Consider the following 12240-nt stretch of genomic DNA (forward strand, 5'->3'; position numbering starts at 1 on the left):
AATTTAAATTTATTCCATTTTTGATTGCCTTTCAAAAAATCCATACATTTATTGAATCTCATTTTTTAAAAAAATTAGTTTTAACTTCGTAAAAAATCTATAATGATACATACTCTTTTAAATGATTTAGACGCTCTATATGTTGTTATTTTTTTGTTTATTACAATGTTGACGGCTATTTGGATTGGATACAAAATTGGCTTTAAAAAAGCAAAAGTCGATAAAAAAAACTCCGAAATTTCTTCATCCTTATTAGGGTTGTTGGCGTTAATTTTGGGATTTACATTTGCAATGGCTGGTTCTCGTTATGAGAATAGAAAAAACAATTTAATTGATGAGGCTAATTGTATTGGAACTGCGGTTTTGAGAGCTGATATTTATCCTGATAGTTTAAAAAATGAATTCAAAAAAGACTTTAAAGAGTATTTAAAATCACGAAAAGCATATTATCTTTTAGAAAATGATGAAGAAAAATTGAATGCTTCATTAAAACAATCGGCAGTAGCAAGTGAAAAATTATGGAACCGAGCCACTTTCTATGCAAAAAACAAAGACTACTTTATTCAATCGAATATGATGGTGCCTGCGCTTAATGATATGTTTGATAGTGCCTCAAAATCGAATATGGTTTTGAATTCAAGAGTTCCAGAAACTATCGTCTATTTACTATTTTCTTTTTCGATAATTATTTCTTTTTTTATTGGATATAATTCAGGTTTAGAGAAAAAAATAAACGTCAAATTCGTGACTGGTTTTTGTTTTCTTATCTGTGTCGTGATTTTTATCACTTTAGATTTAGACCGACCAAGACGCGGTTTGATTACTCTAGACTCTGAAATTTCTTTGTTGGAAAAATTAAATCAACCATAAAAGTGATACTTAATTATTTCAAATAAATGAGACCTATACATTTCTCATAAACCTGAAAAAAAAATTGACATTCCATTTTTGTCCACAGCAAAATATTGCCGACGACAAAAAAAATCATTATTTCAAATGGCTGTTCTGTTGACGGTATTCTCTTGGAGTTAAGCTAACAATTTGCTTGAATATTTTTGAAAAATGAGGCAAATTAGAAAAACCTGTATCTAAAGCAATTTCTAAAAAACTCTTATTGGTTGTTGCAATAAGATATTGCGCTCTTTCGATTTTCTTTTCGTGAATGTAATTCAAAGGTCTTTGCCCAGTATGCAGTAGAAATTGTTTTGAAAAATAATCCTGATTCTGATTCACTCTTTGAGCCAGTTTTGTTACCGTGAGATTTTCGCCCAAATGAAGCTGCACATAACTCATTGTGCCTAAAATTTTGGAAGGCACCGATTGTGAAGCACTAGATTTAAAACCATTAGAACTCAAAAACCGGGAAATGAGTTGCAATAAAATCCCTTGGTTTTCAAACTTTCTATGTGTTTTCATTGACTCATTCAGCGACCTATATTCCTTATAATAAGCCTCTTTTTCATAGACTTTTGGATTATCTGACCGATTAATTCCTCTTCCTGGATTAGTCTCCAGCAATCTTTTAATAAGGATGATGTCAATTGCTGTAGTGGCTAACTTCATCACCAACCTGTTGTTAGTAAACAAAGAAATACCATCGGGAGATTCTTCAAAAAATTGAATAAAATACTGGCTCAAATAAGCTTCACAATTCAAATTGCACAAGGTAAAACTTGGAATTAGATACAGATAACCAGGTTCTAATATCAAACGATTTGAGTTGTCAGAAACAGTGCCCATTCCTTCATCAATATAATACAACCTATAATATGGACTGATAACATTGTTATAATTCCAATTCTGATTGAGTTTCACATAATCGATATGTAATAAGGAAAAGGAGTGTTTGAAAATAGCATTTAACATTCTGTTATTTTTAAGTAAAAGTCGGTTTTGAATAATAAAAAATCGGTTTTGAATAAAAAATTAGCCCTGTAACTGATTTACATTTGTTTTTTTAATTCAACGAAATTGATTTGTAAAAATACGAATTTGTAAATTTTAAAGCCTAATAATAGTATTTTTGATTTTTAAAATTCTTAATGCAATTAAAATATGAAAACGATGTTTTACAAAATTCAAAAACAGATTAGTCTAAAATCAATATTTTTATTTTTGCTGCTTTGTGCTCTCAAAAGCAATGCGCAACAAATAATAAATAGTCCCGATAATAAACTCAAAGTACAAGTATCGGTATTGAATGGAAAACCAACTTATACGGTTTTCTATAACGAAAAAGTAGTTTTAGAACAATCGCCTCTTGGATTAAAAACAAATGTGGGCGATTTTAGTAACGGATTAGAATTAAGTACTAAAATTATTCCAACTAAAATTGATGAAAGCTATGAATTGCCTAACATCAAACAAAGCAAAGTGCGTTATATAGCCAATGAAACTTCTTTTTCTTTCACCAAAGAAAATAAACCTGCCATAGACATTATTTTTAGAGTAAGCAATAATGATGTAGCTTTTAAATACAAGGTTCATCCGCAAAACAAAGCCCTTTCGGCTGTGGTCAAAGAAGAAGCTTCAGGATTTGTATTACCTGCAGGAACTACCACTTTTCTTTCAGCTCAAAGTAATGCAATGGTAGGTTATGCCCGAACAATGCCTAGTTATGAAATTCCTTATACGGTTGATGCGCCAATGGGCGAAAACGGCATTGGTAACGGTTATACTTTTCCTTGTCTTTTTAAATTGAAAGACAGCAAAGGTTGGATTTTAATTTCGGAAACAGGCGTTGATAGCCAGTATTGCGCCAGCAGATTAATAGGGCGTGAAAACGGTTTATACACTATCGGTTTTCCAATGGAAGGCGAAAACAACGGAATCGGTTCAGCCACTCCCGGAATCGCTTTGCCTAGCGAAACTCCTTGGCGTACTATAACTGTGGGCGAAACTTTGGCTCCAATTGTCGAAACTACGGTTCCGTTTGACTTGGTTAAACCTCGTTACAAGGCTTCGCAAAAATACGAATACACCAAAGGTACTTGGAGCTGGATTATTGGTATGGACAAAAGTATGAACTATAACGAACAAATCAGATACGTTGATTTTAGTGCTGATTTGGGTTACAAAACACTTTTGGTTGATGCGCTTTGGGACACTCAACTAGGGCGTGAAAAAACCGAAACATTAGCAAAATATGCCGCCAACAAAGGTGTTGGTTTGTATTTATGGTATAATTCTAACGGAAGCTGGAACGATGCGCCGCAAACGCCAAGAGGCATTATGAACAACAGCATTGCCAGACGCAAAGAAATGGCTTGGATGAAAAAAATCGGAATCAAAGGAATCAAAGTCGATTTTTTCGGTGGCGACAAACAAGAAACGATGAAGTTGTATGAAGACATTTTATTCGATGCCAACGATTATGGAATTATGGTCATTTTTCACGGTACGACCTTGCCTCGTGGTTGGGAAAGAATGTATCCCAATTATGTTTCCAGCGAAGCGGTTTTGGCGAGCGAAAATTTGTTTTTTACACAAAAAAGCTGCGACACCGAAGCCTTTAGTGCCACATTGCATTGTTTTATTCGCAATACTGTAGGAAGTATGGATTTTGGAGGAAGTGCGCTGAATAAATTCTACAACGACAAAAATATTCCCAACAAAGGTTCCAAAAGAATGACTTCGGATGTATATGCTTTGGCTACAGCGGTTTTGTTTCAAAGTGGCGTACAGCATTTTGCATTGGCTCCCAATAATTTGACCGATGCTCCAAAATGGGCAATCGATTTTATGAAAGAAGTACCAACTACTTGGGATGAAGTTCGTTTTATTGATGGTTATCCTGGTAAATACGCCATCATAGCGAGACGTAATGGAAACAAATGGTACATAGCAGGAATAAATGCTCAAAAAGAAACCATTAAAACCAAAATAAAATTAGGGATGATTCCGATGGGTGACAAACTAAAAAAATACAGCGATGACACTCTTTTGAATGGTTCGGTAAGCGATTTGATTCAGAAAAAAAATCAAGAAATAGAGCTAATAATTCCTTGTAATGGGGCAGTTCTTATTACGAATTAACGGCTCATTAATCTGTTAAAATTAAGAAAATGAATAGACGTAGCGCATTAAAATTAGGTGTTTCAGCATTAGCTGGGCTTTACTTATCTCCTTTATTAGGACAATCCAAAATTCTTGAAACTCCTGCTTTCAAAGGCACGTTTGAACCCACTTGGGATTCCTTGGCAAAATACCAAACACCTACTTGGTTCAGGGATGCTAAATTTGGAATGTGGGCACATTGGGGACCGCAATGCGAACCAGAAGCTGGCGATTGGTATGCTCGTGGAATGTATCAAGAAGGTTCACGTCAATACAAATTTCATTTAGAAAAATACGGGCATCCATCGAAATTTGGATTTAAAGATGTGATCAATGTCTGGAAAGCCGACAAATGGAACCCAGAGGAATTAGTCAATTTATATAAAGATTCGGGAGCCAAATATTTTATGGCAATGGCCAATCATCACGATAATTTAGATTTGTATGATAGCAAGTTTCAACCGCATTGGAATTCGACCAAAATAGGCCCTAATAAAGACATTATTGGCGGTTGGGAAAAAGCGGCTCGAAAAGCAGGATTGCCTTTTGCAGTTAGTATTCACGCTGCTCACGCTTGGACTTGGTATGAAAGTGCACAAGGCTCAGACAAAGAAGGTGCTTTGGCTGGAGTGCCATATGATGGAAAACTGACCAAAGCCGACGGAAAAGGAACTTGGTGGGAGGGTTTAGACCCACAAGAATTGTATGCTCAAAATCATCCGTTAAGTGCGGTTTCTTCAGACAGAGGATCCATTCACAAACAATGGGACTGGGCAGAAGGAGCTTCAATACCATCGACTGCCTATTGCGAAAATTTTCACGATAGAACCATCGATTTGATTGACAAATACAATCCCGATATGATTTATTTTGATGATACTGCCTTGCCGCTCTGGCCTGTTAGCGATGCAGGTTTGCGCATAACGGCACATTTGTACAATAAAAGTCTTGAAAAAAATAAAACCGTTCAAACAGTTGTTACTGGAAAAATTCTTAATGAGCAACAACGCAAGGCGATAGTTTGGGACATCGAAAAAGGACAAAGCAACAGCATCGAACCCTTGCCTTGGCAAACCGATACCTGTATTGGAAACTGGCATTACGACAGAGGCATTTACAATAATAAACGCTACAAATCGGCCAAAACAGTGATTCATACTTTAATTGATGTGGTGAGCAAAAACGGAAATTTGATGCTCAATATTCCGGTTCGAGGAGACGGAAGCATCGACGAATTGGAACGAGAAATCGTAAAAGAAATCGGTGTTTGGATGAAATTAAACAGCAAAAGTATTTATGGAACCCGACCTTGGAAAATATTTGGCGAAGGCCCTCAACAAGAAAGTGCCGGAGCATTAACCGCCCAAGGTTTCAATGAAGGAAAAGGAAAACCCTATACTTCAGAAGACATTCGTTTTGCGCAAAAGGACAAAAAGCTTTATGCCACTGTAATGGCTTGGCCAGAAAACGGCACTGCAATTATTAAAAGTTTAGGAAAATCATCTCCACATTATACAGAGAAAATAAAACAGATTCAATTAGTGAGTACAGGCGAGAAACTGAAATTCAAACAGCATTCAGACGCTCTTGAAGTCTATTTCCCAAATCAAAAACCCGAAGCTTCTTATGCCAATGCATTGGAAATTATTTAAATTAAAAAACAAAATTTATGGTTTTGAAAAAAGTGTGCTACAGTTGTGATTTAATTGACAACCCGGAATTAATAAAAGAGTATAAAAAACACCATTCCAAAGATAATGTTTGGCCTGAAATCACTAAAAGTATCAGGGATGCAGGAATTGTTGACATGGAAATTTATATTCTTGGCAATAGATTGTTCATGATTATGGAAGTGGATGAAAGTTATACTCCGGAACGCAAACAAAAAATGGATGCCGCCAACCCAAAAGTTCAGGAATGGGAAAAATTGATGTGGCAATTCCAGCAAGCACCTCCAGGCGCCAAGGATGGCGAAAAATGGGTGGAAATGGAGCAGATATTTAAACTGTAATACAACACTATGAACTATAATTTATGATGCTTTGTGTTGGATATTTTTTTAAATTATAAACATAGGTTAATTCGTAAATCTTTACGGAGGTAGTTTTTTTATTATAAGCAATGATTAAACAATTAAAATATATAATAGCTTGTGCAAAATTACTATTGCTCTGTTTTTGTATGCAGACTAATGCACAAGAATCTTCTAAAAAAACAGTTTGGGGCGATTGGCAAAAATGGGGCGATCAAAATGATGAAACCTATAGAAACCCAATTCTTCCAGCAGATTATAGCGATATCGATTGTATTAGAGTTGGTAATGATTATTATGCCGTTTCCTCTACATTTCAATATTCTCCAGGATTCGTGATACTTCATTCTAAAGATTTGGTGAATTGGGAAATTGCTGGTCATGCAATAGAAGACATAACTGCCATTTCACCAGAAATGAATTGGGATAAGATGAACAGGTATGGCAGAGGGGTTTGGGCAGGAGCTATTCGTTATCACGACAATAAGTTTTGGATTTATTTTGGCGACCCAGATATGGGCTATTTTATGACCACGTCTAAAAAAGCAGAAGGTCCGTGGGCACCGCTTACTCCCATTTTAGCAGAAAAAGGATGGGATGATTGCTGTCCATTCTGGGATGATGACGGACAAGGTTACCTGATAGGAACAAAATTTGCTGATAACTACAAAATTCATCTGTTTAAAATGACGAGCGATGGCAAAAGTTTGATTAAAGAATCTGATAAAGTCATTTATCAATCTAAAGGAAGCGAAGCCAGCAAGCTCTATAAAATTCAAGGAATTTATTATCATTTTTTTTCTGAAGTAAAATCAGGAGGCAGGGTAGTGATGATGAGACGTTCTAAAAATATTTATGGTCCTTACGAAGATGCAAAACAATTGAGTTATGCTCAAAAAGAATATCATGAACCTAATCAAGGTGGCATAGTTCAAACCCAAAAGGGCGATTGGTATTTTCTAACCCATCATGGCAGCAGTGGTGATTGGTCAGGTAGAGTTATGAGCTTGTTACCTGTAAACTGGATAGACGGCTGGCCAATTCTGGGAAAGGCAGATGACAACAAAATAGGGAATATGGTATGGGAAGGTGAAATTCCAGTAAAGGGACAAAAACCGCTTTATCCACAAACCAGCGATGATTTCAACACAAAAAAACTAGGCTTACAATGGGAGTGGAACTATCAGCCTAGAATGGATAAATGGTCTTTGACCGAGCGAAAAGGCTGGTTGAGGCTGCATGCCTTTATGCCCATAGAAAAAGACAATTTGCTAAAAGCGGGAAATACTTTAACACAACGGGTAATGCGTACATCCTCAAATGAGGTGATTATAAAACTAGATTTACGTGGAATGGCAGATGGACAAAAGGCAGGTTTAACCCATTTTGGTTCACCTAACTATTCTACCATTGGCGTAAGCTTTCAAAATGGAATAAAAAAAATAGAATTTGCTGTAAAAGGGGAAGTCAAAGAAGAACTGAAATTAGAGAACAATCAAATATGGCTTAAATCTTCTTGGGGTTTAGATGGAGTAAGTAAATATGAATATAGTACAGATGGGAATAAATTTATTCTATTTGGAGAACCTTATCAGTTAAAATGGGGTGCATATAGAGGTGATAGAATTGGAATTTATTGCTATAACGATAAGGACGAAAAAGGTTTTATAGATGTAGATTATTTTAATTATAGATTTAATAAATAGATTTCTGATGAATTATAAAATTTTTGATTTTATTTACGAGCATAGTTAACACAACAGCATAATCTCCCTTTCGAATTCAATTAGATAAATCCAAATAGGATATTTTACTTTATTTAAAACAAATCAAAATCATTTCAAATGAAATACTTTTTAAATCGCTTTCTAACATTAACCATTCTTATAACAAGTATAGCTTTTGCCCAAACATCAAAAGAGAATAAAAGTGCAATTCTCGGCGTCGTTTTAGAAGGCGGTTATACCAATTTGAAAGAAGCCAACGGAATTTTGGGACTGCAATTTAAAAAGGTAAAATCCGACAATTGGTATGAAGCAGCAATTAGTCTGGCAGCTTTTGACAACACGGAAAAACAGATTAATCAAATAAGTACAGATATAGATTTCAACAACCTGCCGGAAGGCTTTCAATTCATTCCTTTTGAAAAACAAATAGATTTATCCCAATCCGATTATTTACGCATCACAATAGTTTCAAAAACAGGAAAAAATCTTTTTACAGCTAATTTCAAAAACGGAAGTTATAAAGGGATCCCCATCTATTCCAACTGGATTACACATCCAAAATATGGAAATGGCCCCAGTGTCATGAACCCAGAAAAAGTTACCGCTGGCGTTGACCCTGCGGTTGTGAACACAAAAAACCTTAATGTCAATTATCTTTATGATGATGCTTATCCAATTGGCAAACAAGATAATCTGTTATGGTATAAAACTGGAGCTTATGACCCAACTTCCACTATTTATGACCGTGGTGGAAAAGATTGGGAAGAACAAGCCTTGCCTATCGGTAACGGTTATTTAGGTGCGATGCTTTTTGGAATGCCTGGAAAAGATCACATTCAGTTTAATGAAGAAACTTTTTGGGCAGCAGGTTATCGGGGCGTTCAGGAAAAAGTTCCGTCAGACAATGTGAACAAAAAAATGGGCGAAGGCATAAACGGTTTTATGAACAGCGGGAATGTTTTTGTTGATTTTAATTTGCCTCAAAACCCTGAAATTCTAAATTATTATCGCGATTTGGATTTGAATACCGCCATTTCATCCGTGCGTTATCAGTACAAAAAAGTAAATTATAAAAGAGAATATTTTGCCAGTTATCCTGCTGAAGTTATAGTTTTACGATACACCGCCGATGAAGCAAAAGCATTAAACTTTAGTGTAAAATCAGTATCGGCACATCCCGGAAATATTTTTGTTAACAATGGTGTTATTACTATAACAGGCAAATTAAAAGATTCTGAACCTTATACCGGTGGCGGAAAAGCAACTTATAATCAAGCTTCTGATTTAGAGTATTGTACTAAAATAAAAGTCATTGCTGATGATGGCGAACTTATAAACCATTACGGCAATATCGAAGTTAAAAATGCTAGCGGAGTAACCATAATTATTACTTCGGCAACTGATTATGATCCGAATGCTTTTAGTATCAATGCTGATGGAAAAGTAAACTTGGACATTCCTCAATTCAAGCATAAAGATGGTATACAATTCGCAATTCAAAAAGCAGAAAACCGAATTTCGAATACTGATGGAAAAACCTATGAAGTTCTTAAAAAAGAACACATTGCCGATTATCAAGCTGTATTTAATCGTGTGAGTTTTAATTTAGGCGAAAAAGAAGCATCAAAACCAATCCCTACAAATGAACGTGTAGCAGCTTATGCCAAAGTGATTAAAGGAATAAAAGCAGGCGAAAGCATCTCTTATCTAAAAGCCGATTATGATAATCTCAATACTCATTTAGAAGAATTATTTTATCAATATGGTCGTTATCTGATGATTGCTTCGTCAAGAGAAAAAACCTTGCCAGCCACTTTGCAAGGAAAATGGAATCAATCGGTTGCCGAGATTTGGGGATCGACTTATTGCATCAACATCAATTTACAGATGAATTATTGGTTTGCAGGTGAAGCCAATCTTATCGACAGCGGAAAAGCATTGGTAAACTGGATCGAAACTCAAATTCCTGCTGGCTCATTGACGGCTAGAAATATGTATAACGCAAGTACTTCATCGTATCATTTGGATAAACAAAATAATATTGTTTTTACACCTTCTAAAAATGAAGCAGAAAACGGTGTTTTTGTAATGCACACCAAACAATCCATCAATGGTCAAACTGATTTAACAGGTTCTACAAACATACAATCTCCTGGGAATACGGCTTTTTTGATGTATAATCTTTGGGATCTTTTTCAGCGCAGTCAGGATAAAAAATGGTTGGCCAATCAATTGTATCCTATTTTAAGAAAATCAGCTAATTTTTATGCTGCTTATCTTAATAACAATAAGGTGAAAACAGAAGATTTGAAACAGTATCCAAACGGTTATTTTTATACCACAGGCAAAGGAAGATCACCCGAACACGGACCTTATCAAACAGGTGTGAAATACGATTTACAATTAATTGCAGGACTTCTGGATTATACTTTAGAAGCAGCAAAAATCTTGAACATTGATATTGAAAAACAACAAGTTTGGAACGAATTAAGAACCAATATTGAAAAACCAATAGAACTGGGAACTGATGGACAAGTAAAAGAATGGGTTCAGGAAACGAATTATAACAAAGATAATAATGGCAAAGATTTAGGCGATCCGCACCACCGACACATTTCCCATTTAGTGGGATTGTATCCCGGAAATTTAATCAATCCGCAAACTCCCGAATTTCAAAAAGGGGCTAAAATTGTCTTGCAAAAAAGAGGAGATGATGCTACAGGTTGGTCAATTGCGAATAAATTTCTACTATGGGCAAGTGTCCAAAAAGGAGATAAAGCTTTGGAATTATTGCGATACCAATTGGCACAACGCACCTATTCTAATTTGTTTGATTTCCATGCGCCTTTTCAAATTGATGGAAATTTTGGAGCAGCAGCTGGTATTCAGGAGTTGCTTTTGCAAAGTAATAATTCCAATATTTATCTTTTGCCTGCATTGCCAACACTTTGGACAGAAGGAAACATCAAAGGAATCATTGCCAAAAATGGTGCGCAAATCGATATAACTTGGAAAAATGGAGAACTCGAAACTGCCAAAATTTTAAATGTAACCGGAAAATCTATGAATATTCATTACAGAAATGCAAAGACAATTCAACTACTCGTTGATGGAAAATGGAAAACTTTGAAGGCATATAAAGGACAATTTGTATTGCCAAAAAACAAAGCAAAGCAACTATTTGAATTAAAATTTTAAAGTCCCGATCGCTCCCGCACGAATCCTTTTGTGTGGATATTACAAATATGCAACTACAACAAAATTAAGCTTCTGTTTTCTTTTTAACCAAAAAACTACACCTTTTTATTGATATAGTTTTTTTGATTTGTTTTGTCTGCTCTCGTTATTGCCACACGAAAGGATTCATGCGAGAGCGGGGAAATTATTGTATATCTGAGCGCTTGTATTTATCTCTCCATCCCTCTTTTAATACCCCCAACCGTGGTGATCTACAGATTGAGTACAAGGACAGTCGCTAATTCCTTGAAGGAAATCCAAACCAATTGTAATCATATGTGTTCCTGAATTAAAGGAAGCCATTTCATTAAAAGTCATTTGATAGGAATATCCAAAATAAAAGACCGACTTCTTGAACCCAAACATTGGCCCTAAATTCAAGGGTTTTAAGACCTGATCGTTCAGAAAACGATAGGATGCTCCTACCCAATAATATTCGTCTCTGTTGTTGTATTTTCGATATTTAAAATTCAAATCGGTACTCGAACGGCCATCACTAGCAAAGTATTGAAAAAATGCCGAAGGTTCAATTTCGGAGTAGTTCGCAGTTTTGATAACATATCCGGTATAAACTTGATAATTTAAAAGCAAATTAGGTTCTATTTTATATCCTGAAAACTGGTCGATGTTTTTACCTAAAATATTAGCTCCATTTACGCTTAGGTAAAATTGATCCCAACGATATAAAAAGCCAACATCGAAGTTGTTGTTTGTCGTTCTCCTGTCGTTTGTAATGCCGTAATCAGGATCAGTAGGGCTTAATTTTGCGATATCAATATTAAAAGTATTGATGTTGAAAGACATCCCAAAAGACAAATACTGCTTAGAATAATAATCCAATATGATATGGTGTGCAAAAGTGAATTTAGCTCCAGCCTGATTGGTATATCCATTTTTGTCATTGTAAAACGAAGCTCCAACTCCGGATTGATTTGCAATTCTAAAATCGGCATACACGGATTGATTGTCTGGTGCGTCTTGTATTCCGACCCATTGGGTTAATCCATTGGCTCTTATCCTTAAATTATCACCAATTCCAGCATAGGTAGGCGAAATAACGAAAGGATTATCGGCTAGATATTGCGTAAAAACGGGTATATTCAGCTCTTGACTATAACTCGAAGTTAGGGTCAAGAATAAAAAGGATAGTAGTGCTATTTTTTTCATTTGAAATCTTTTAATTGGAAG

The 12240-nt window shown here is 35.4% G+C and carries 8 protein-coding genes; 6 read left to right on the top strand and 2 right to left on the bottom strand.

Features of this window, described 5'->3' with window-relative positions; genetic code table 11:
• Positions 1-102: 102 nt before the first annotated feature.
• Positions 103-870, top strand: a complete 768-nt coding sequence (locus tag C3L50_RS08545) for a hypothetical protein (protein WP_103805758.1) — start codon at positions 103-105, stop codon at positions 868-870.
• Positions 871-987: 117 nt separating this feature from the next.
• Here the strand turns inward: C3L50_RS08545 and C3L50_RS08550 are convergent, their stop codons facing one another.
• Positions 988-1866 carry a helix-turn-helix domain-containing protein gene (locus tag C3L50_RS08550; protein ID WP_103805759.1) on the bottom strand — a complete coding sequence of 293 codons (879 nt, stop codon included), beginning with the start codon at positions 1864-1866 and terminating at the stop codon, positions 988-990.
• 189 nt (positions 1867-2055) lie between these two features.
• Between C3L50_RS08550 and C3L50_RS08555 the strand changes: the two genes are divergently transcribed.
• The 5 genes from C3L50_RS08555 to C3L50_RS08575 all read left to right on the top strand — a co-directional run bounded on the left by C3L50_RS08555 (position 2056) and on the right by C3L50_RS08575 (position 11013).
• The gene (locus tag C3L50_RS08555) at positions 2056-4035 is read left to right on the top strand and encodes a glycoside hydrolase family 97 protein (RefSeq protein WP_103805760.1); all 1980 of its coding nucleotides are present in this window, start codon (positions 2056-2058) and stop codon (positions 4033-4035) included.
• Between the two features lie 29 nt (positions 4036-4064).
• The gene (locus tag C3L50_RS08560; protein ID WP_103805761.1) at positions 4065-5708 is read left to right on the top strand and encodes an alpha-L-fucosidase; all 1644 of its coding nucleotides are present in this window, start codon (positions 4065-4067) and stop codon (positions 5706-5708) included.
• 17 nt (positions 5709-5725) lie between these two features.
• A complete protein-coding gene (locus C3L50_RS08565) occupies positions 5726-6067 on the top strand; it encodes an L-rhamnose mutarotase (RefSeq protein ID WP_103805762.1) in 342 nt (113 codons plus the stop codon).
• Between the two features lie 170 nt (positions 6068-6237).
• Positions 6238-7794 carry a glycoside hydrolase family 43 protein gene (locus C3L50_RS08570; RefSeq protein WP_103805763.1) on the top strand — a complete coding sequence of 519 codons (1557 nt, stop codon included), beginning with the start codon at positions 6238-6240 and terminating at the stop codon, positions 7792-7794.
• Between the two features lie 138 nt (positions 7795-7932).
• Positions 7933-11013, top strand: a complete 3081-nt coding sequence (locus C3L50_RS08575; protein WP_103805764.1) for a glycoside hydrolase family 95 protein — start codon at positions 7933-7935, stop codon at positions 11011-11013.
• Between the two features lie 228 nt (positions 11014-11241).
• On the opposite strand, the gene C3L50_RS08580 is transcribed toward C3L50_RS08575, so the two are convergent.
• The gene (locus C3L50_RS08580; protein WP_103805943.1) at positions 11242-12219 is read right to left on the bottom strand and encodes a PorP/SprF family type IX secretion system membrane protein; all 978 of its coding nucleotides are present in this window, start codon (positions 12217-12219) and stop codon (positions 11242-11244) included.
• Between the last annotated feature and the right edge of the window lie 21 nt (positions 12220-12240).

Source organism: Flavobacterium alvei, assembly GCF_002920895.1.
In the GTDB taxonomy this organism is placed as follows: Bacteria; Bacteroidota; Bacteroidia; order Flavobacteriales; family Flavobacteriaceae; genus Flavobacterium; species Flavobacterium alvei.

Bases quoted from the DNA above. Each gene is read 5' to 3' on its own strand.
- C3L50_RS08545 (WP_103805758.1), top strand. From the start codon at position 103: ATGATACATACTCTTTTAAATGATTTAGACGCTCTATATGTTGTTATT.
- C3L50_RS08550 (WP_103805759.1), bottom strand. From the start codon at position 1,866: ATGTTAAATGCTATTTTCAAACACTCCTTTTCCTTATTACATATCGAT.
- C3L50_RS08565 (WP_103805762.1), top strand. From the start codon at position 5,726: ATGGTTTTGAAAAAAGTGTGCTACAGTTGTGATTTAATTGACAACCCG.
- C3L50_RS08560 (WP_103805761.1), top strand. From the start codon at position 4,065: ATGAATAGACGTAGCGCATTAAAATTAGGTGTTTCAGCATTAGCTGGG.
- C3L50_RS08580 (WP_103805943.1), bottom strand. From the start codon at position 12,219: ATGAAAAAAATAGCACTACTATCCTTTTTATTCTTGACCCTAACTTCG.
- C3L50_RS08555 (WP_103805760.1), top strand. From the start codon at position 2,056: ATGAAAACGATGTTTTACAAAATTCAAAAACAGATTAGTCTAAAATCA.
- C3L50_RS08570 (WP_103805763.1), top strand. From the start codon at position 6,238: ATGCAGACTAATGCACAAGAATCTTCTAAAAAAACAGTTTGGGGCGAT.
- C3L50_RS08575 (WP_103805764.1), top strand. From the start codon at position 7,933: ATGAAATACTTTTTAAATCGCTTTCTAACATTAACCATTCTTATAACA.